This is a genomic window from Cupriavidus sp. P-10 (assembly GCF_003402535.2).
In the GTDB taxonomy this organism is placed as follows: Bacteria; Pseudomonadota; Gammaproteobacteria; order Burkholderiales; family Burkholderiaceae; genus Cupriavidus.
The window spans coordinates 3621223-3641589 of the sequence record NZ_AP025170.1 but is presented as its reverse complement, the minus strand read 5'-3'; the positions used below and the strand labels follow the sequence as shown (position 1 = coordinate 3641589).

Genomic DNA, 20367 nt, shown 5'->3' with positions numbered 1-20367 from the left:
GCGGGCAGCGCAAGCGGCCGGAACGGTTTCATTGGCCGGCGCGGTTCTGCAGCAGGTAGCCGAAGCCGCGCACGGTCACGATCTCGACATCGCTGTCCTCGAGCTTCTTGCGCACGCGGTGCACGTAGACCTCGATCGCGGTGTCACCCACGGTGTCGCCGCCTTCGCCAGCGGGGTGGGCAAAGGTGGCCAGGTGGTCCTGCAGCTGCGCCTTGCTGACCACGCGGCCCTGGCGCTGCAGCAGCAGCTCAAGCACCGCGAACTCGCGCGGCGACAGCTCCAGCGGCCGGGCGTCGATGAACATGCGGCGATCGTTGCCGGACAGGCGCAGGCGCCCCAGGCGCACGTCGCGCTCGGGCGCGGCTTCGCCATGCTGGCTGCGGCGCAGCAGCACGCGCACGCGCGCTTCCAGCTCGGGCAGGGCGAAGGGTTTGATCAGGTAGTCGTCGGCACCGGCGTTCAGGCCCGAGAGCTTGTCTTCCAGCTCGTCGCGCGCTGTCAGGATGATGACCGGGGTGGTGCGGTTGCGCGCGCGGTAGCGCGCCAGCAGGGTCATGCCGTCGATCCCGGGCAGGCCCAGGTCGAGGATGACCAGGTCGTGCTGCTCGCGCAGCAGGTGTTCGGTGGCATAGACGCCGTCATGGACGACGCGTACCTGGTGGCCGGCGCGGGACAGGCCGGCTTCGACGCCGCTGGCAATCTGGCGGTCGTCCTCGATCAGCAGGATACGCATGGCGGCTCGGGCAGGAGGTTGGGCATGGCTGGAGGAGGGCCCATGCAGCACACGCAGGTGCGGGCCTGCCGCAGATTGTACTAGGCGCGGACGGCCGCTTCCTTACGGTTTGCCTACATCCGCCCGGATATCTGCCGCCGCGCCGGGTCTGCCGGGTCTTATTCCGGCACTACCAGCGCCGCCGCGGCGCGCTCGATGAAGTGGGCCAGGTCGATGTCGCGCTGCGTAAGGCCGTTGGCGTCATGGGTCGACAGCGTGATGTCGACGCGGTTGTAGACGTTGAACCACTCGGGATGGTGGTCGGCCTTGTCAGCCTGGATCGCCACGCGCGTCATGAAGCCGAAGGCGGCGTTGAAGTCGTGGAAGGTAAAGCGCTTGTAGATCGCGTCGCGGTCCTGGACGGTGGTCCAGCCAGGCAGTTCGGCGAGCAGCGTGGCTCGGGCTTGCGGGGACAGAGGGGTCATGGTGGGCTCGATCTGGGTCTTGGGGAAAACAGCAACCAGCGTCCGGGGACGCCGCAAAAGCGGATAGCCGGCCCGCCCGCGCCGTGGCGGCGGGCATGCCGGCATTGTTTCACAAAGCGGGAAGCGGGGCAGGCGCCCCGGCGTTCGTCTTCGCTCAGAAATCGTTGCTCAAAAAGCGTCGCCCAAAAAGCGTCGCTCAGATGTCGTCAGTCTCGGACCAGCCTTCGCGGGTGCCGACGTTAATCACTTGGTCCCCCGGCACCACGTCGCCGGCGCCCAGCGTTGGCTGCGCGCGCAGTTCCTGGTACAGCGGGGCGAAGTCCGGACGGGTCGCGTCGAACAACTGCTCGAAGCTGTCGATCACGAAGTAGGTCTTCTGGAACGTGTCGATGCGGTAGCGCGTGCGCATGATGCGGCGCACGTCGAAGCCGATCCGGTTCGGGCTGGCCGAATCCAGGCTGTAGATCGATTCGCCCTGGCTCGACAGGATGCCCGCGCCGTAGATGCGCAGTCCTTGCCCGGTGCGGATCAGGCCAAACTCCACCGTGTACCAGTACAGGCGCGACAGCATGTCCAGCGCGCCCATGCCGGCCGCCTTCAGGCCGCCCTTGCCGTAGGCCTCCATGTAGTCGGCGAAGACCGGGTTGATCAGCAGCGGCACGTGGCCGAACACGTCGTGGAAGCAGTCCGGTTCCTGCAGGTAGTCCAGCTGCTCGGGCTTGCGCATCCACCAGCTCGCCGGGAAGCGGCGGTTGGCCAGGTGCTCGAAGAACACCTCGTCCGGCACCAGGCCGGGCACGGCCACCACCTGCCAGCCGGTGGCGCGCATCAGGGTTTCGTTGAGCTGGCCGAAATCCGGCACGCGGTCCTTTTCCATGCCCAGCGTGGCCAGTCCTTGCAGGAATTCGTCGCTGACCCGGCCCTGCAGCATTGCCGCCTGGCGCTCGTACAGCTTGCGCCAGATAGCGTGGTCGGTGCTGGTGTAGCGGTGCACCGGCTGCGCGATGGTGAAGTCGGGGCGCAGCGACTGGCCGGACAGCAGGCCTTCGTCGAACTGTTCCCGCAACTTGTCGGTCAGGGTGCCCTGGAAGGCGGCGGGGGCTTCGGTGGCGGCCATGGCGGGTGTGGACATGGGTTTGTCTCCTGGATTTGTTGGTTTGCTGCGGCGCAGGCAGCTTGAATGCGGATTTACTGCGTAGTTTATGGATTGCGTGCTGCATGCAGGCCGCAATATCGGCTTGTTTTGGAGGTGGCGTGCATGTAATGTGCGCCATACGATCAAGGAATGCGGGATTTGTGTATGACTGCCCAAAGCGTCTCACTCGACCAGTTCGACCTTGCCCTGCTTGCCGCGCTGCAGGCCGACGGCCGCGCCACCCACCAGCAGCTGGCCGAGCGCGTGCACCTGTCGCCGAGCCAGGTCGGCCGCCGGCTGGCGCGGCTGGAAGCCGACGGCGTCATCACCGGCTACCGTGTCAGCCTGTCGACGCAGGCGCTGGGGCTGGGCGTGCTGGTCTTTATCAGCGTCAAGCTGGCGCACCACGGGGACACCATCGTCGAGCGCTTCCGCGAGGAAATCCTGCTTTTGGAAGAGGTGCAGGAGTGCTATTCGGTGGCGGGTGAGGCCGACTACCTGATCCGCGTGGTCGTGCCGGACCTGCCGACGCTGGCGGAATTCACCATGAAGCGGCTGATGCGGGTGCCCGGCGTGGAGAGCGTGCGTTCCAATATCGTGCTGACCGCGATCAAGTGCGAGGGGGCGCTGCCGCTGTCGCACCTGCGTTGAATCTTTTCCCGGGACGCCTTGCAGGATTGCGTGCCGGTCTTGCACTCCTGTGGCGTGCGTGTCACCCTCGCCGGGTGCCACAAAGTGGCGGAAAAGGGAGGATGGCAGGATGAGGGGAATCGTCGCCGGAGCCGATCGGGACCTTGGCAGGAGGCAGCCGGCGCGCGTGTCATGCGCTGCGGCATTGGCGCTGGGCGCCGCGCTCGCCCTGCTTGCCGGGAGCCCGCCCGCCCATGCCGCCCAGGTCACCCGCTTCTCGCCGGAAGGCACGGTGGGGCAGGTCCGGCAGGTGGCGATCCGCTTCGACGAGGCCATGGTGCCGATGGGCGACGTGCAGGCCGCCGCGCCCGCCGCGGTGTCCTGCACCGGCGCCAGCACCAGCGGCCAGGCCCGCTGGGTCGATGCCAGGAACTGGGTCTACGATTTCGCCAGCGACCTGCCGCCCGGCGTACGCTGCAGCGTGCGCATGCGTACCGGGTTGAAGAGCGTCGCCGGCACCGCCTATGCCGGCAAGCCCGAATACCGCTTCGAGACCGGTGGCCCGACCGTGATCGCCAGCCGGCCGTCCGGCGGCGAGATCGAGGAAGACCAGGTCTTCGCGCTGCGCTTCAACGGACTGGCCACGCCGGCGTCGGTACGCGAGCACGCCTGGTGCCAGGCGCAAGGACTGGGCGAGCGCATCCCAGTGCGGCTGCTCACGGGCAAGGAACGCGACGACCTGCTCGAAGCGATCCGCTGGACCAAGCTGGCCAAGCCGGCGCCCGATGCCGTCCATCTGCTTGCCTGCCAGCAGCGGCTGCCGGCTGCGGCGCGCGTGCAACTGGTGCTGGGCGCGGGCATCGCCACGCCGTCGGGTGTGGCCACGCGCGACGAGCGGCGCTTCGACTACACCGTGCGCGAGCCCTTTACCGCCAGCTTCAGCTGCGAGCGCGAGCATGCGCAGTCGCCGTGCACGCCGCTGCGGCCGATGTCGGTCACGTTTTCGGCGCCGGTGCCGCGCAAGCAGGCCGAACAGGTCGTGCTGAAGACACCGAACGGCCCGCGCGCGCCGCGATTCGATCCCGACCTGGCGCCGGATGCCAGCGTCAGCGCATTGACCTTTGCCGCTCCGTTCGCGGAGAAAGTCCAATTCACCATCGAGGTACCGAAGGACCTGAAGGATGACAGCGGCCGCACGCTGTCTAATGCCGACCTTTTCCCGCTCAAGGTCGCGACCGCCGCCATGCCGCCGCTGGCCAAGTTCTCGGCCGCGCCATTCGGCGTGGTGGAGCGCTTTGGCGAGCTGCCGCGCGGCAAGTCGCCGGCGGACTATCCGCCGCTGTTGCCGGTGACGCTGCGCAATGTCGAGGCGGACCTGGCCGTTCGTGGCATCCAGGCCCGCGCTGGCACGGTGATGAAGCTGCGCGTGGATGACGATGCAGCGGTGATGCAATGGCTCGGCCTGGTGCGGCGCATGCATGAGTCCAGCTATACCCGCGGCGAACTCGACGCGGTGCTGGCGGGCCGCTCGCCTTACCGCGTCAACAACCCGCGCAATGCGGTATCGATCGAGACGCGCTCGGTGTCTCTGCTGGAGCGCGCGCCCGGCGTGCAGAAGCTGGCCGTACCCAAACCATCGGGCGACGGCCCGCGGCCGTTCGAGGTGGTCGGCATCCCGCTGCCCGAGCCGGGCTTCCACGTGGTCGAGATCGCTTCGCCGATGCTGGGCGAGGCGCTGCTCGGCAAGCGCGCGCCGATGTACGTGCGCACCGCTGCGCTGGTGACCAACCTGGGCGTGCATTTCAAGCTGGGCCGCAGCCTGGGCAACGAGGATGACGGCAGCCGCAGTGGCCTGGCGTGGGTCACAGCGCTCGACGACGGCAAGCCGGTGGCCGACGCCGCCGTCGCGGTGCGCGACTGCAGCGGGCGCCTGCTGGGCGAGGGCCGCACCGACGCCAGCGGCGTGGTGCGCTTTGCCAAGCTCGAAGCCGCGCCGGAATCCACTTGCGACCAGAACGGACTGTCCGGCTACTTCGTGTCGGCGCGTATCGCCGCGGGGCATCCGCAGGCACGTGGCAAGGCCGACATGGCCTTCGTGATGTCGGACTGGAACCGCGGCATCGAAACCTGGCGCTTCAACGTGCCCACCGACACCAGCACCGCGCCGACGGTGCGTGCGCATACCATCTTCGACCGTACCTTGCTGCGCGCCGGCGAGACCGTGTCGATGAAGCACCTGATCCGCGCCGAGACCGCGCAGGGCTTTGCCTTGCCGCCGGCCAGCCGCCCGCTACCCACTCGCGTGACGATCCGTCACGACGGCAGCGGCCAGACCTACGAGCTGCCGCTGCAATGGCGCCAGACCGCGACCGGCGGGCGCAGCGCGGAAAGCACGTTCCAGGTGCCGCCGGCGGCCAAGCTCGGCGTCTACACCGTCGAGCTGGAAGCGCAGCAGGGTGGGGGGGCGAACGGCCGGGACGAGGGTTCGCGTACCTATTCCAGCGGCAGCTTCCGCGTCGAAGCGTTCCGGCTGCCGGTGCTGGCCGGCACGCTGCAGTTGGCCGGCAAGGCAGGCGCCGCGATCGCGCCGGCCGAGCTGCCGGTCGGCGTGGAAATCCACTACCTGTCCGGCGGCGGCGCGGCCGGCCTGCCGGTGCGGGTGTCGGCGCTGCTGCGCGACAAGAGCGTCAGCTTCCCCGGCTATGACGAGTTCTCGTTCAACCCGCCGCGCCCGCAGCGCGAAAGCGCCGGCGGCGATGAGGAGGTGGATGACTCGGAGCAGCCCGATGACGGCCAGAAGCTGGTGGCCGACAAGCTGCCGCTGACGCTGGACAAGAACGGCAACGGCACCGTCACGCTGCGCAAGCTGCCCAAGACCGATGCACCGCGTGACCTGCTGCTCGAAGCCGGCTTTGCCGACCCCAACGGCGAGATCCAGACGCTGCGCCAGACCGTGCCGCTGTGGCCGGCCGGTGTGGTGGTCGGCATCCGTACCGAAGGGTGGGTCTCGGTGAAGCAGAAGCTGGCGGTACATGGCGTGGTGCTGGACCTCAATGGCAAGCCGGTGGCCGATGCGCCGGTCAAGCTCAACGCGCGCGCACGCATTACTACCTCGGCGCGCAAGCGCGTGGTCGGCGGCTTCTACCGCTATGACAACCGCACCGAGACGCGCGACCTCGGCACCGTGTGCGAGACCCGCACCGATGCGCAGGGCCGCGCGCGCTGCGAGGTGGCGCTGGAGCAGGCCGGCCAGGTCGAACTGGTGGCGAGCGCGCGCGACAAGGAGGGACGCACCGCGCAGGCCGCTTCGACGGTGTGGGTCACGCGCCAGGGCGAACTGTGGTTCGGCGGCGAAAACCATGACCGCATCGACCTGCTGCCCGAGAAGAAGTTCTACGCGCCGGGCGACACCGCGGAGTTCCAGGTGCGCATGCCGTTCCGCCACGCCACTGCGCTGGTGGCGGTGGAGCGCGAGGGCGTCTACCAGACCCAGGTGGTCGAGCTGCATGGCAGCGACCCCACGGTGCGCGTGCAGGTCAAGCCGGAGTGGGGGCCCAATGTCTACGTCTCGGTGCTGGCGCTGCGCGGGCGCCTGCATGAGGTGCCGTGGTATTCGTTCTTTACCTGGGGCTGGCGCCAGCCCGGCGAGTGGTGGCGCGCCTTCCGCAGCGAAGGCCGCGAATATGCCGCGCCGACGGCGCTGGTCGACCTGTCCAAGCCGGCCTTCCGGCTGGGGCTGGCCGAGATCAGGGTGGGCAATGCCGGGCACCGGCTCGATGTCACGGTGACGCCCGACAAGACCAGCTATCCGGTGCGCGGCAAGGCACGCGTGGCGATCCAGGTCAGGCTGCCCGACGGCAAGCCCGCCGCCAATGGCGAAGTCGCGCTGGCCGCGGTCGACCAGGCGCTGCTGGAGCTGATGCCCAACACCAGCTGGGACCTGCTCGACGCCATGCTGCAGCGGCGCGGCTATGGCGTGGAAACGTCGACCGCGCAGATGGAAATCATCGGTCGCCGGCACTATGGCCGCAAAGCGGTGCCCGCGGGCGGTGGCGGCGGCAAGAGCCCGACGCGGGAGCTGTTCGACACGCTACTGCTGTGGAACCCGCGCGTGCAGCTCGATGCCGAAGGGCGCGCCAGCCTGGAAGTGCCGCTCAACGATTCGCTGACCAGCTTCCGCATCGTCGCGGTGGCCGACCTTGGCGTTGGCCGCTTCGGTACCGGCAGCGCCACCATCGCCGCCACGCAGGACCTGCAGGTGATTTCCGGGCTGCCGCAGCTGGTGCGCGAGGACGACCGCTACCGCGCCATGTTCACGCTGCGCAATACCACCAGGCGCGCGATGACCGTGCAGGCGAGCGCGCGCGCCACGCTGCTCGGCAACGACGGCACGCTGCCGGCGCAGACCGTGCAGATTCCCGCGGGTGAAGCGCGCGAAATCGGCTGGGACGTGACCGCACCCATGCTGCTGGCGTATGCGCGCAGCGGCACCGTGATGTGGGAAGTGCAGGCGAGCGAGCAGGGCGGCGGCAATGCCGGCGACCGCATCAAGGTCTCGCAGCAGATCGTCCCAGCGGTGCCGGTGACGGTACAGCAGGCCACGCTGGCGCAGGTGGCGCCGTCGCTGTCGGTGCCGGTCAAGGCGCCGCCGGGTGCGCTGGCGGATCCCGCCGGCAAGGTGCGCGGCGGGCTGCAAGTGAACTTCCAGTCGTCGCTGGCGGGCGGCATGCCGGGCGTGCGCGAGTGGTTCCGCAACTATCCGTTCACCTGCCTGGAGCAGCGCGCGTCGAAGGCGATCGGCCTGAACGACACGGCCGCGTGGGAAGCACTGATGACACAGCTGCCGTCGTACCTCGACGCCAACGGGCTGGCTTCGTACTTCCCGCTGGCTTCGGACAGCGACTATGGCAGCGAGGTGCTGACCGCTTACCTGCTGGCGGTGACGGACGAGGCCGCGCGCGCCGGTCTGGCGTTGCGCATTCCCGACGCGCAGCGCGAACAGATGGAGCGCGGCCTGGCCGACTTCGTCGAAGGGCGCATCCGCCGCGACAGCTGGTCGCCGGCGGGCGGCACGCAGTACCTGGAGGTGCGCAAGCTGGCCGCGCTCGAAGCGCTGTCACGCACCGGCCATGCGCAGGCACGCATGCTGGATGCGATCCAGATCCTGCCGGCGCAATGGCCGACGTCGGCGCTGCTCGACTGGACCCTGCTGCTGACGCGCGTGGCCGATATCCCGCAGCGCGAGCCGCGGTTGGCCGAGGCCCAGCAATTGCTGCGTTCGCGCCTGACGGTGCAGGGCACGCGGCTGGCGTTCTCCACCGAGCGCAACGACAACTGGTGGTGGATGATGGCCGGTGGCGATACCAACGCCGCGCGCCTGCTGGCGCTGGCCGCGGAGCTGCCGGGCTGGAAGGAAGACGCGCCACAGCTGGCCACCGGGTTGATCGGCCGTCAGGTGCGCGGCGCATGGGGCACCACCACTGCCAACGCGTGGGGCATGCTGGCGGTGGCGCGCTTCGCGCAGGTGTTCGAGAAGACGCCGGTGGCGGGCAGCGCGCGTGTCGCTGTGAGCAACGCAGCCGATGGCACGCGCAGCTTCGACTGGGCCCGGGCGCAGCGCAACGACGGCGTGGCGCAGGGCAGTGTCGACCTGCCGTGGCCGGCAGGCACCGAAGGCGGCACGCTGCATGTCGAGCAGGCCGGCGCGGGCCATCCCTGGGCGACTGTGCAGGCACTGGCCGCGGTGCCGGTCACCGCGCCGCTGGCCGCGGGCTACCGCATCATGCGCACCGTGACGCCGCAGGAGCAGGCGGTGCCGGGCAAGTGGTCGCGCGGCGACGTGTACCGCGTCAAGCTCGAGATCGATGCGCAGGCCGACATGACCTGGGTCGTGGTCAGCGATCCGGTGCCCGCCGGCGCCACCATACTCGGCAGCGGCCTGGGCCGCGATTCGCAGATCGCCACGCGCGGCGAGCGGCGCAAGGGCGTGGCGTGGCCGGCCTACACCGAACGCACGCCGCAGGCGTATCGCGAGTATTTCGGCTATCTGCCCAAGGGGACGGTCTCGGTCGAGTACACGGTGCGCCTGAACAACGCCGGCGAGTTCTCGCTGCCGCCGTCGCGTGTCGAGGCGATGTACGCGCCCGATGTGTTCGGCGTGGCGCCGAACGCGCGGCTGGTAGTCGGGGCACGTCCATGAGCTGGCTGGCAATGAGGATGCCGGCGCGCGTGCGCGAGTGGTGGCTCGCGGGCGCGCTGGCGGGCCTGATCTATGGCGTCCTGCTGGTGCAGGTGTCGATGGAGTTGCCCGAGGGCGCGCCGCTGAACGGCCAGATCGCCATGCAGCCCGCGTGGAAGGTCGCGATGGCGCTGCTGCTGGCGCGCGCCGCGTGGTTTCACCGCCCGCTGGCGGAGCGGCGCTGGCTGGTGACGGCGCTGGTCTGCTCGGCCATCGGCGATTTCCTGCTGGCGGTGCCGGCGCTGTCGTTCTCGTTCGTGGGCGGGCTGGGTGCCTTCCTGCTGGCGCACCTCGCCTACCTGCGGCTGCTGGTGCCGCTGGCGGGCGACCTGCGCCCGCATCGGCTGATCGCATGCGGCGCCTTGCTGGGCGTGGCCGGCACCATGCTGGGCCGCTTCTGGCCAAATCTTGGCACGCTGACGGTGCCGGTGTCGCTGTACGTGGGCGTGCTCGCGGCAATGGCTTGCAGCGCGCTGGTGGCTCGGCTGCCGACGCCACTGGCCGCGCTGGGCGCGCTGTGCTTTGCCGCGTCCGACATGATGATCGGCATCGCGCGTTTCCTGGTGCCGTTCGAGACCTTCGCGCTCGGGATCTGGTGGACCTACGCGGCGGCGCAGGTGCTACTGGTGGCGGGCATCGTATCCGGACGGTCGCAACCATGAAGCCGCGCAGCGGGCGTCTTGCCATCCTTGCGCTGTGGCCGCTGCTATGGAGCGCGCACGCCGCCGCGCTGCCGACCTTCATACCGACCTTCATGCCGACCTTCGCGCAGGTGCGCGACGACTGGCGCAGCGCCGACGTGGTCGTGCTGGATCGCCACGGCGACGTCGTCGGGCGGGTACGCGACGACTTTCGCGCACGCCGCGGCGATTGGGTCGCACTGGAGCAAACCTCGCCCGCGCTGCGCACGGCTATCGTGCTGTCGGAAGACAAGCGCTTCCATGCGCATAGCGGCGTCGACTGGCAGGGCGTGGCCGCTGCGGCGTGGGCCAACCTGTGGAACACGCGCACGCGTGGCGCTTCGACGCTGACCATGCAGCTGGCCGGGCTGCTGGACGATGACCTGCGCAGGCCCGGCGCGGCGGCGCAGGGGCGCAGCTTCACGCAGAAGGTCGGCCAGGCGGCGGGCGCCGCGGTGCTCGAGCGCAGCTGGAACAAGGACCAGATCCTCGAGGCGTACCTGAACCTGGTGCCGTTCCGCGGCGAGCTGGTCGGCTTGTCGGCGATGTCGCAGGTGTTGTTCGGCAAGTATCCGGAAGGGCTCGATGCGCGCGAATCTGCGCTGGCGGTGGCGCTGGTGCGCGCGCCCAATGCGCCGGCCGCACAGGTGGCGCGTCGCGCGTGCGGCATCCTGCGCGAAATGCGGCTGCCGCGCGAATGCGAGGGGCTGGAAGGCTTCGCGCAGCTGGCGCTGCTGCGTACCGGACCGGTGGCGCAGCGTAACGCCATGGCGTCGGCGCACGCCGCGGGTCGGCAGCTTGCTCCGCATCTCGCGCGCCGGCTGGTCAGCGACATGCGCGCGCAGCTTGCGCCGGGCGCGCCCATGCCAGCACGCATGACATCCACGCTCGATGCCCGCCTGCAGCGCGCGGCGGTGGCAAGTCTCGACCGTCACCTGCGCGAGCTGGCGGGGCGCCATGTCGAGGATGGCGCGGTGGTGGTGATCGACAACGCCAGCGGCGACGTGCTGGCCTATGTTGGATCGTCCGGCGCGCTGTCGTCGGCCGCGCAGGTCGACCACGCGGCTGCGCTGCGGCAGGCCGGCTCGACGCTCAAGCCGTTCCTGTTCGCGCAGGCGCTGGAGGAGAGGCGGCTGACCGCGGCGTCGCTGCTCGATGACCGGCCGGTGAACCTGCCGGTGGGCGGCGGACTCTACGTGCCGCAGAACTACGACCATCGCTACGCCGGCTGGGTCAGCACGCGCGCGGCGCTGGCGGCATCGCTGAACGTGCCGGCGGTGCGCACGCTGGTGATGGTGACCCCGCACCGCTTCCACAAGCGGCTGGTGGCGCTGGGCCTGCCGCTGACCGAGGCGGGCGACTACTACGGCTACAGCCTGGCGCTGGGCAGCGCCGACGTGTCGCTGCTGGCGCTGACCAATGCCTATCGCGCGCTCGCCAATGGCGGGCGCTATGCGCCGCCGCGGCTGCGCGAAGGCGCGCCGTCCGCCGCTGCGGTGCCCGTCATGCAGCCGGCCGCGAGCTACGTGATCGGCGACATCCTTGCCGACCGCCACGCACGCGCCCGCACCTTCGGACTCGACAGCCCGCTGACCACGCGCTTCTGGACCGCGGTCAAGACCGGCACCAGCAAGGACATGCGCGACAACTGGTGCATCGGCTGGTCGCAGCGCTATACCGTCGGCGTGTGGGTCGGTAACGCCAGCGGCGCGGCCATGCATGATGTCTCCGGGGTGTCCGGCGCGGCACCGATCTGGCACGAGGTCATGGACGCGCTGCATCGCGCGCAAGGCAGCCGCGCGCCCGACATGCCCGCGGGCGTCCAGCGCGTGGCGCTGAGCTTCGACGATGGCCTCGAGCCCGCGCGGGAAGAGGTGTTCCTCGCCGGCACGGCAATGACGCGCGTCAGCGTAGGCAAGCCCGCAGCGGCAGCCAGCACCTCTCCGGTGATTGCCAGCCCGGCCAACGGCACTGTGTTCGCGCTCGATCCTGACATGCCACCGGCGTCGCAGCGCGTGTGGTTCCACGCCGAAGGCATCGCCGGCCAGTCCGCACGCGCGGTGAACTGGCGCATGGACGGCAAGCCGCTCGGCCGCGGCGCCGAGGTGGCGTGGCTGCCGTGGCCGGGGCGCCACCAGGTGGAACTGCTCGACGCTGCGGGCAGGGTGGTGGACCGGATCGGCATCGAGGTGCGCGGTGCTTCGGTGCGTTCACCGTCCGTGCCTGCCAGGCGCTGACATCGCTGCACGGGCCGTAACGCATAATTGCCGCTTCACCATCCAGCCGGAGCGCCCGCATGTCCCTGCTTCCCCTCGATGCCGCCAGCACGGCGGCCCGCCTGCCGTATCCCGAACTGGCGCGCGCCATCGCCGACATGCTGGCCGAGCTGCGCGATGGCACGGCGATGGCGCCGCCGCGCATCGCGCTGCCGGTCGGCGACGCGCAGCACGGCGAGGGCACGCTGCTGGTAATGCCGGCGCGCAACCGCAACCTGGTGATGACCAAGAACATCACCGTGCATCCTGGCAATCCGCAGCGCGGGCTGCCCAGTATTCTCGGCGAGGTGGTGGTGGCCGACGCGCATACCGGCGCGCGTCTTGCCATGCTTGACGGACCGACGGTAACCGGCAGGCGTACCGCGGCGGTGTCGCTGCTGGCGGCGCAATGCTTCGCGGCGCGCACCGACGGCGAACTGTTGATCATCGGCGCCGGCGTGCAGGCGCTGACGCACCTGGAGGCCTTTATCGCCGGCCTGGGCGTGCGCAAAGTCTGGCTGCAGTCGCGCACGCGCGGCAAGGCCGAGGCGCTGGCTGCGCAGGCGCGCACGCTGGGAGTCGATGCGGAGGTGACTGAGACCGTTGCAGCGGTGCTGCCGCGCGTGTCGATGGTGGTCACGGTCACGTCCAGCCGTACTCCGGTGTTGCCTGACCTGGACAGCGGCCTCTGGCGCGACGATCACTTCATTGCCGCGGTCGGCGCCTTCCGCCCAGACATGTGCGAACTGCCGCCGCAGCTGTGCCATGCCGCCGCGGACCATGGGCGCCTGCTGGCCGATACGCTGTTCGGCATCGAGGAAGAGGCGGGCGACCTGCTGCAGGCGGGCATCGACTGGGGCACCGTGCAGCCGTTCGAGACCGCGATCCTGCAGGCGGACGCGATCCGCGCGCGCGGCGGCAGCCCGCTGGTGTTCAAGAGCGTGGGCTATGCGCTGTGGGACCTCGCGGCGTGCGTGCTGGCCAGCCGCGCCTGACGCCGGCCGATCAGCGCTCCCGCATACGCAGCCAATCGCTGAACAAGGTACGCGCGGGCGCCAGGAAACTCGCAATGGGCTCGCTGCGGTCGCTGGCGTACCAGTGGACATAGCAGCCGTGCAGCGTCGCCACGATCAGGCGCGACATGTCGGGCGGCATCGGCTGGCCCGGCAGTGACAGCACCTCGGCCAGGTCGCGCACATGCGCGTCCCAGCTGTGGCGGATCTGCTCGCGCACGCTGGCCGGCACGCCGCCGGAGAACAACAGGCCCAGCACCACGCCCTTGGCCTCGGGGTTGGCCGTGAAATAGTCGGCGAGCTCGTCAAACAACGTTTCCAGCCGCTGCGGGGGCGTCTTGCCGGCATGCCTGGCGACACCCCCCAGGTCATGGCCAAAGTCTTCGAACAGGCTGGTCGCGGCTTGCGCCAGCAGCATCTCCTTGCTGCCGAAATGCCACAGCAGGCTGCTCTTGGCCACGCCAACCTCGGCGGAGAGCTGGTCGAGCGTGACCTCGGAGTAGCCATGCGCGCTGATCAGCGCACGCGCGACGGCGAGGATCCGGTCGCGGGTTTCCAGGCCGCGGCGGTTCTTGATTGCGGCGGGCGGGGTTTTGGGGGACGGGGGCATCGGCGGCGACATACGGGGGGCGAATTTCAGAATTTTCCAGCCGGAAGTGATTTGACAGTAGCAGCGCTCTGCTAGCAAACTGCAAGATTGTACTGAACGTTCAGGACAATCTTATCGCTCCCCCGGTTCCAGTGAGGCCGGTGGCAGCGTTGACAGGAGCACCGTATGTACCCGACCGCCACCACCGCAGCACTTGCCGCCGCGCTTGTTTTCGCCGCTTCTTCGGCTTCCGCCGGTACCGTCCCCACACCGGCCAATCCGGCCAGCGAGGCCACGGCCCGTGCCCAGGCCGCCGTGCTGCAGCAGCTGCCATTCCAGAACCAGCGCGATTTCGAGGACGCGCGCCGCGGCTTCATCGGCACCATCGATAGCGGCGAGATTCGCGATGCGCAAGGCAAGGTGGTGTGGTCGCTGGATTCATACCGCTTCATTGACAAGGAGGCCGCTCCGGCGACGGTCAACCCCAGCCTGTGGCGCCAGGCCCGGCTGAACATGAACCACGGCCTGTTCCAGGTGACCGACCGCATCTACCAGATCCGCGGCTTCGATATCTCCAACATGACGATCATCGAGGGCGACACCGGCCTGATCATCATCGACCCGCTGACCGCCACCGAGACCGCCCGCACGGGCCTGGAGCTTTACTACAAGCACCGCCCCAAAAAGCCGGTGGTGGCGGTAATTTATACGCACAGCCATGCAGACCACTTCGGCGGTGCCAAGGGCGTGATCAGCGAAGACGACGTCAAGGCGGGGAAGGTCAGGGTGCTGGCGCCCGAAGGCTTCATGGAAGAGGCGGTCAGCGAGAACGTCTTTGCCGGCAACGCGATGAGCCGCCGCGCCCAATACATGTACGGGACGAACCTGCCGCGTTCGGCCACCGCCCAGGTCGATGCCGGGCTGGGCAAGGCGGTGGCGCAGGGCACGCTGACACTGGTGCCGCCGACCGACCTGATCACCAAAACCGGCGAAACCCGCACCATCGACGGCGTGCAGATCGAGTTCCTGATGGCCCCCGGCACCGAGGCCCCCGCCGAGATGCTGATGTACCTGCCGCAGTGGAAGGCGCTGTGCGCGGCCGAGGATGCCACCCACAACCTGCATAACCTGTACACCATCCGCGGCGCGCAGGTACGCGATGCCAACCAGTGGTGGCGCGCGCTGGACGAAACCATCGACCGCTTCGGCGGCCGCACCGAGGTGCTGTTCGCGCAGCACCACTGGCCGACGTGGGGCCGCGACAACATCGTCACCTACCTGGGCAAGCAGCGCGATGGCTACAAGTTCATCCACGACCAGTCGCTGCGGCTGGCCAACCTGGGCTATGTGCCAGCCGAGATCGCCGAGCGCGTGAAGCTGCCGCCGTCGCTGGCCTCAGAGTGGCACCTGCGCGACTACTACGGCACCGTCAGCCACAACGCCAAGGCGGTCTACCAGCGCTACCTGGGCTGGTACGACGCCAACCCGGCCAACCTCAACCCGCTGCCGCCCGAGGACGCCGGCAAGCACTATGTCGAATACATGGGCGGCGCGGCGCGCGTGATGGAGCAGGCGCGCGCGTCGTATGCGCGCGGCGAGTACCGCTGGGTAGCCGAAGTGCTCAAGCACGTGGTCTTTGCCGACCCGAACAACCAGGCCGCGCGCCGGCTACAAGCCGATGCGCTGGAGCAGCTCGGCTACCAGGCCGAGTCGTCCACCTGGCGCAATGCCTACCTGAGCGGTGCGGCCGAGCTGCGCGACGGCGCGCCCAAGTCCACGCGCCGCACCGGCAGCCCCGACGTGCTGCGCGCGATGACCGACACCATGTTCCTGGACTACCTCGCGATCAGCCTGAACGGAGACCGCGCCGCGGGCAAGACCGTGGCGATCAACTGGGTCCAGCCGGACACCGGCAAGCGCTACGCGCTGACGGTCGAGAACGGCGTCTTCCGCTACAAGGCCGGCGCGCAGCATGCCGCACCGCAGGCCACGCTGACGATGCCGCGTGCGGTGCTGACCGGCGTGCTGGCGGGGCAGACCACGCTGCAGGCGGAGACCCAGGCCGGCCGCACGAAGGTCGATGGCGATCCGCAGGCGCTCGCCGCATGGGTGGCGCTGATGGACAAGTTCGAACCGAGCTTCGCCATCGTCACACCCTGAACCTGAGCGTGACTGGGCTGCGAAGGTTGGGGCAGGCGGGGCGCTATTGCGCAGCCCGCCCCTAAACCCTCGTATCAGTCAGGGTTTTTTCCGACGCGCGGCATAAAGCGTTGCGCCGACGCCGCGTTTACCCGGCCTGACCGCCGTCCAGCCTGGGTTTCTTAGTGGTTAACCCTCCATTAGGGGGCGTCCTCTACGAATCTGTATCGTCGGTGAAACAGTTCAGCTCCCACACGCCGGATAATGCATGCGGCAGTAAACGAATGAGGAGTAAGAGGACTATGAAATCGACCAACAAGAAGAAGATGCTCGCGGCTGGCGCTGTCATGGCGCTGGCAGGAGCCGCGCAAGCACAGTCGGCAGGCAGCAATATCGTCAGCCTGGGCTGGTTCCGCGTGATGCCGAACAGCTCTGCGGATCCGTTGACTGTCGACAGCATCAACGGCCGGCCGGTCAACATGACCCGCGCCAACACCGGCGCCGAGATCGAGACCGCCAATACGCTGGGCCTGGCGTTCACGCACTTCTTCACCGACAACATCTCGGGCGAGCTGGTCGCGGGGATTCCGCCCAAGCATGACGTCACGGGCACGGGCGATTACGCGAAATACGGCAAGCTGGGCTCGGTCAAGCAATGGAGCCCGGCACTGCTGGTCAAGTACCACTTCTTCGACGCCAGGACCAAGTTCCGCCCATATGTCGGCATTGGCGTGAACTACACGTGGTTTACCGATGAAACCATCACGAACCAGCAGTTCGTCAATGGCGCGTTCGGCATTCCCGGCGCCACGATGACCGCCAGCGCCAAGCCGTCGTGGAACCCCGTGTTCAACATCGGTGCCAACTACGCGCTCAACGACAACTGGTTCCTCGGACTATCCGTTTCCTACCTGCCGCTGTCGACGCGCGCGACGCTGACGACGCAGGCCGGCCCCGTCACGATCGTCTCGCATACCAAGATCAAGATCGATCCGGTGGTGACGTTCCTGACGGTGGGCTACCGCTTCTGAGCGCAGCGCCACGAACAAGCAAAAAAGGGACGCCCGGGGGCGTCCCTTTTTGCTGCAGGCCTGCCCGCCTACGCCACCGACTTGACCGGATAGCCAGCCTCTTCGATGGCATGCCGCAATGCCTGCGTGTCGGCGCCGCTGTCCACGCGCACGGCCTGGCTCGGCACGTCGGCGCTGACCTTGGCGGCCGGGTCGACTGCCTGCACGGCACGCGTGATGGCGCCGACGCAATGGTTGCAAGACATGCCTTCGACCTGGAACTGGATCATTGGAAACCTCCTGAAGGGGATGACTGGCGGCACGGCGCCGCGACAGACGTAGTGTGAACCTTGCCATGGTGGGAAGCGCAAGGGGAAATTCAATGTGGCGCCAAAAGCATTCGATTGCACCTTGACCTTCCCATGATGGTAAGGTCCATGATGCTGACATCGACACTGTGGATGATCCAGGACCATGACCAGTTCCAGCGCTGTGCTCGCCCCGCAATCCGCCAAGACCGCTGACGATGCGGCCGAATGGCGCCTGCCGGTCGAGGGCATGACCTGTGCCTCATGCGTGCGCCGCGTGGAGAATGCGCTGGCGCGCGTGCCCGGCGTGCGCGACGTGGCCGTCAACCTCGCCACCGAGGCCGCTACGCTGCATGCGGAATCCGCTGCCGTGCTTCCGGCCGCGGCGCGCGCCGTGGCCGATGCCGGCTATGCGGTGCCGCAGGACACCGTCGAGTTGCAAGTCACCGACATGACCTGCGCGTCTTGCGTGACGCGTGTCGAAAAGGCGCTGCGCGCGGTGCCGGGTGTGGTGGAGGCGCAGGTCAACCTGGCCACCGAACGCGCCACGGTCACGGTGCTGCGCGGCACCGCCGACGACGCCGAGCTGGTGGCCGCCGTGGCCCGCGCGGGCTATGGCGCAACGCCGGCGGCCGGAGCCGAAGCCGGTGAAGCGGGATCGGCGCAAGCCGCACGCACGCCTGCGTTCTGGGACGGCCCCTGGCCGGTGGCGATCTCGGCCGTGCTGTCGCTGCCGCTGGTTGCGCCAATGGTGCTGGAATGGTTCGGCGTGCACTGGATGCTGCCCGCCTGGGTGCAGTGGCTGCTCGCGACGCCGGTGCAGTTCGTATTTGGCTGGCGGTTCTACAAGGCCGGCTGGAAGGCCGTGCGCGCCGGCGCCGGCAATATGGACCTGCTGGTGGCACTGGGCACGACCGCGGCCTACGGCCTGTCGCTGTGGCTGATGTGGCGCACGCCTGCCGATGCCATGCCGCACCTGTACTTTGAAAGCGCGGCAGTGGTGATCACGCTGGTGCGGCTGGGCAAGTGGCTGGAGACGCGCGCCAAGCGCCAGACCGCCGAGGCCATCCGCGCGCTGGCGGCGCTGCGCCCCGATACCGCGCGCGTGCGCCGCGGCGGACAGGAAGTGAGCGTGCCGCTGGCGTCGGTGCGCGTCGGCGACGAGGTCGTGGTGCGCCCGGGCGAGCGCATCCCGGTCGATGCCGAGGTGATCGAAGGCAGCAGCCATGCCGACGAATCGATGCTGACCGGCGAGAGCGTGCCGGTACCCAAGAAGCCGGGCGACCGGCTGACCGGCGGCGCGATCAACTTCGAAGGGCTGCTGGTGGCGCGCACCGTTGCCGTTGGGGCCGAGACCGTGCTGGCGCGCATCATCCGCATGGTCGAGCATGCGCAGGCGGCCAAGGCGCCGATCCAGCGCATGGTGGACCAGGTCAGCGCGGTGTTCGTGCCGATAGTGCTGGGCATTGCGCTGGTGACGGTGCTGGGCTGGGGCCTGCTGGGCGGCGACTGGGAAGCGGCGCTGCTCAACGCGGTGGCGGTGCTGGTGATCGCCTGCCCGTGCGCGCTCGGGCTGGCCACGCCTACCGCGATCATGGCCGGCACCGGCGCCGGGGCGCGTGCCGGCATCCTGATCAAGGACGCCGAGGCGCTGGAAGTGGCGCATCGCGTCAGCGTGGTGGCGTTCGACAAGACCGGCACGCTGACGGTCGGCAAGCCCGAGGTGGTGGCGCTGCATGCCGCGGATCGCGCCGATGCCGACGGCGGCGTGCTGCTGGCGCGGCTGGCCGCGCTGCAGGCCGGCAGCGAACACCCGCTGGCGCGCGCGGTGCTGGCCGCGGCGCAGGCGCGCGGCATCGCAGTACCCAAGGCCGATGACGTCCAGGCGCTGCCGGGCCGCGGCATTGCCGGCGTGGTCGACGGCCAGGCGCTGCAGCTCGGCAGCGAACGGCTGCGTGAATCGCTCGGTGCCGAAGCGGGTGCGCTGGCCCCGGTGGCGCAGCGGCTGCGCGACGAAGGCCGCACCGTGTCGTGGCTGGTCGAGACCACGCCGCCGCGCGTGGTGGGGCTGGTTGCATTTGGCGATGCGATCAAGCCGCGCGCGACCGAGGCCATTGCCCGGCTGCGCGCGGCGGGCGTTCGCACCGTGATGCTGACCGGCGACAACGCTGGCGCGGCGGCGCGGGTGGCGCGCGAGCTTGGCCTTGACGACGTGCAGGCCGAGGTGTTGCCCGAGGACAAGGCCGCGCGCGTGCAGGCGTTGGGCCAGGGCGGCGCGGTGGTGGCGATGGTGGGCGACGGCATCAACGACGCGCCGGCGCTGGCGGCGGCCGATGTCGGCATTGCGATGTCGACCGGCACCGATGTGGCCATGCACGCCGCCGGCATCACGCTGATGCGCGGTGACCCGGCGCTGGTGGCCGATGCGCTGGTGGTCTCGCACCGCACCGTGCGCAAGATCCGGCAGAACCTGTTCTGGGCATTTTTCTACAACGTGGTCGGCATCCCGTTGGCGGCGGCCGGGTTGCTGAACCCGGTGGTGGCGGGCGCGGCGATGGCGTTCTCCAGCGTCAGCGTGGTCAGCAATGCCTTGCTGCTGCGGCGCTGGCATCCGCAGTCCGGCGCGGCCGCGGCGGCCACGACCGAGGGAGGCAAGCGATGAATATCGGCGAAGCGGCGCAAGCGTCGGGCGTGTCGGCCAAGATGATCCGGCACTACGAATCGATCGGGCTGGTGGAGGCGCCGCCGCGCACCGAGGGCGGCTACCGGCGCTATGACGAACGCGCGGTGCATACCTTGCGCTTCGTGCGGCGCGCCCGTAATCTGGGCTTCTCGCTCGACGAGATCCGCAACCTGCTGTCGCTGTGGCACGACCGCGGCCGCGCCAGTGCCGACGTCAAGGCGCTGACGCTCAGGCACGTGGCTGACCTGGAACAGCGCATCGCCGAGCTGGCGGCGATGCGCGATACGTTGCGGCAGCTGGCGCAGCATTGCAGCGGGGACGACCGGCCCGATTGCCCCATCCTCGCCGATATCGCGGAGTTGCCGGGTGATGCGCGGCAGCCGGCGCGGGAAGGGCACGGCTGTCACTGATCGTCTTGGGCGCGGTCACGCAGCACGCACCACCACAACAACAACGCCGGCGCACGCGCCGGCCTGGCCGCAAGGGGAGA

General features: G+C 69.3%; 14 protein-coding genes. 9 read left to right on the top strand and 5 right to left on the bottom strand.

Features of this window, described 5'->3' with window-relative positions; genetic code table 11:
- Positions 1-28 precede the first annotated feature (28 nt).
- From CTP10_RS16795 to phhA, 3 genes are all read right to left on the bottom strand, one after another.
- Complete coding sequence (locus CTP10_RS16795) at positions 29-733, bottom strand: response regulator transcription factor (RefSeq protein WP_022537042.1); 705 nt, start codon at positions 731-733, stop codon at positions 29-31.
- A 158-nt stretch (positions 734-891) separates the two neighbouring features.
- The gene (locus CTP10_RS16790) at positions 892-1197 is read right to left on the bottom strand and encodes a 4a-hydroxytetrahydrobiopterin dehydratase (protein ID WP_116320047.1); all 306 of its coding nucleotides are present in this window, start codon (positions 1195-1197) and stop codon (positions 892-894) included.
- Between the two features lie 196 nt (positions 1198-1393).
- Positions 1394-2314: a phenylalanine 4-monooxygenase gene (gene phhA, locus CTP10_RS16785; protein ID WP_411860312.1), complete on the bottom strand. Its 921-nt coding sequence runs from the start codon at positions 2312-2314 to the stop codon at positions 1394-1396.
- Between the two features lie 183 nt (positions 2315-2497).
- Between phhA and CTP10_RS16780 the strand changes: the two genes are divergently transcribed.
- The 5 genes from CTP10_RS16780 to CTP10_RS16760 all read left to right on the top strand — a co-directional run bounded on the left by CTP10_RS16780 (position 2498) and on the right by CTP10_RS16760 (position 13130).
- A complete protein-coding gene (locus tag CTP10_RS16780; protein WP_116320045.1) occupies positions 2498-2983 on the top strand; it encodes an Lrp/AsnC family transcriptional regulator in 486 nt (161 codons plus the stop codon).
- 109 nt (positions 2984-3092) lie between these two features.
- Positions 3093-9161, top strand: coding sequence for an alpha-2-macroglobulin family protein (locus CTP10_RS16775; RefSeq protein WP_116320044.1), 6069 nt, complete (start codon positions 3093-3095; stop codon positions 9159-9161).
- Positions 9158-9862 carry a lysoplasmalogenase gene (locus CTP10_RS16770; protein WP_116320043.1) on the top strand — a complete coding sequence of 235 codons (705 nt, stop codon included), beginning with the start codon at positions 9158-9160 and terminating at the stop codon, positions 9860-9862. Before CTP10_RS16775 ends, CTP10_RS16770 begins: the two co-directional genes overlap by 4 nt.
- Positions 9859-12117 (top strand): penicillin-binding protein 1C, encoded by a 2259-nt coding sequence (pbpC, locus tag CTP10_RS16765; protein WP_116320042.1) that lies wholly within the window; start codon positions 9859-9861, stop codon positions 12115-12117. Before CTP10_RS16770 ends, pbpC begins: the two co-directional genes overlap by 4 nt.
- Before the next feature lie 59 nt (positions 12118-12176).
- Positions 12177-13130 (top strand): delta(1)-pyrroline-2-carboxylate reductase family protein, encoded by a 954-nt coding sequence (locus tag CTP10_RS16760; RefSeq protein WP_116320041.1) that lies wholly within the window; start codon positions 12177-12179, stop codon positions 13128-13130.
- 10 nt (positions 13131-13140) lie between these two features.
- On the opposite strand, the gene CTP10_RS16755 is transcribed toward CTP10_RS16760, so the two are convergent.
- Positions 13141-13758 carry a TetR/AcrR family transcriptional regulator gene (locus CTP10_RS16755; RefSeq protein ID WP_233528156.1) on the bottom strand — a complete coding sequence of 206 codons (618 nt, stop codon included), beginning with the start codon at positions 13756-13758 and terminating at the stop codon, positions 13141-13143.
- Positions 13759-13923: 165 nt separating this feature from the next.
- On the opposite strand from CTP10_RS16755, the gene CTP10_RS16750 reads away from it, so the two are divergent.
- Complete coding sequence (locus CTP10_RS16750; protein ID WP_116320039.1) at positions 13924-15897, top strand: alkyl/aryl-sulfatase; 1974 nt, start codon at positions 13924-13926, stop codon at positions 15895-15897.
- 281 nt (positions 15898-16178) lie between these two features.
- A complete protein-coding gene (locus tag CTP10_RS16745; protein WP_116320038.1) occupies positions 16179-16907 on the top strand; it encodes an OmpW/AlkL family protein in 729 nt (242 codons plus the stop codon).
- 68 nt (positions 16908-16975) lie between these two features.
- Here CTP10_RS16745 and CTP10_RS16740 read toward each other — a convergent pair whose 3' ends face one another.
- Positions 16976-17176, bottom strand: coding sequence for a heavy-metal-associated domain-containing protein (locus tag CTP10_RS16740; protein ID WP_116320037.1), 201 nt, complete (start codon positions 17174-17176; stop codon positions 16976-16978).
- A gap of 184 nt (positions 17177-17360) precedes the next feature.
- On the opposite strand from CTP10_RS16740, the gene CTP10_RS16735 reads away from it, so the two are divergent.
- Both CTP10_RS16735 and cueR read left to right on the top strand, forming a co-directional pair.
- Positions 17361-19856 (top strand): heavy metal translocating P-type ATPase, encoded by a 2496-nt coding sequence (locus CTP10_RS16735; RefSeq protein ID WP_116320036.1) that lies wholly within the window; start codon positions 17361-17363, stop codon positions 19854-19856.
- On the top strand, positions 19853-20287 hold the full coding sequence (gene cueR / locus CTP10_RS16730; protein ID WP_116320035.1) for a Cu(I)-responsive transcriptional regulator: 435 nt from the start codon (positions 19853-19855) through the stop codon (positions 20285-20287). Before CTP10_RS16735 ends, cueR begins: the two co-directional genes overlap by 4 nt.
- Positions 20288-20367: the final 80 nt, after the last annotated feature.

Excerpts from the sequence above, each read along its gene's own strand:
- CTP10_RS16790 (WP_116320047.1), bottom strand. The coding sequence starts at position 1,197 with ATGACCCCTCTGTCCCCGCAAGCCCGAGCCACGCTGCTCGCCGAACTG.
- CTP10_RS16745 (WP_116320038.1), top strand. The coding sequence starts at position 16,179 with ATGAAATCGACCAACAAGAAGAAGATGCTCGCGGCTGGCGCTGTCATG.
- CTP10_RS16795 (WP_022537042.1), bottom strand. The coding sequence starts at position 733 with ATGCGTATCCTGCTGATCGAGGACGACCGCCAGATTGCCAGCGGCGTC.
- CTP10_RS16775 (WP_116320044.1), top strand. The coding sequence starts at position 3,093 with ATGAGGGGAATCGTCGCCGGAGCCGATCGGGACCTTGGCAGGAGGCAG.
- CTP10_RS16750 (WP_116320039.1), top strand. The coding sequence starts at position 13,924 with ATGTACCCGACCGCCACCACCGCAGCACTTGCCGCCGCGCTTGTTTTC.
- CTP10_RS16755 (WP_233528156.1), bottom strand. The coding sequence starts at position 13,758 with ATGCCCCCGTCCCCCAAAACCCCGCCCGCCGCAATCAAGAACCGCCGC.
- phhA (WP_411860312.1), bottom strand. The coding sequence starts at position 2,314 with ATGGCCGCCACCGAAGCCCCCGCCGCCTTCCAGGGCACCCTGACCGAC.
- pbpC (WP_116320042.1), top strand. The coding sequence starts at position 9,859 with ATGAAGCCGCGCAGCGGGCGTCTTGCCATCCTTGCGCTGTGGCCGCTG.
- CTP10_RS16735 (WP_116320036.1), top strand. The coding sequence starts at position 17,361 with ATGACCAGTTCCAGCGCTGTGCTCGCCCCGCAATCCGCCAAGACCGCT.
- CTP10_RS16760 (WP_116320041.1), top strand. The coding sequence starts at position 12,177 with ATGTCCCTGCTTCCCCTCGATGCCGCCAGCACGGCGGCCCGCCTGCCG.
- CTP10_RS16770 (WP_116320043.1), top strand. The coding sequence starts at position 9,158 with ATGAGCTGGCTGGCAATGAGGATGCCGGCGCGCGTGCGCGAGTGGTGG.
- cueR (WP_116320035.1), top strand. The coding sequence starts at position 19,853 with ATGAATATCGGCGAAGCGGCGCAAGCGTCGGGCGTGTCGGCCAAGATG.
- CTP10_RS16740 (WP_116320037.1), bottom strand. The coding sequence starts at position 17,176 with ATGATCCAGTTCCAGGTCGAAGGCATGTCTTGCAACCATTGCGTCGGC.
- CTP10_RS16780 (WP_116320045.1), top strand. The coding sequence starts at position 2,498 with ATGACTGCCCAAAGCGTCTCACTCGACCAGTTCGACCTTGCCCTGCTT.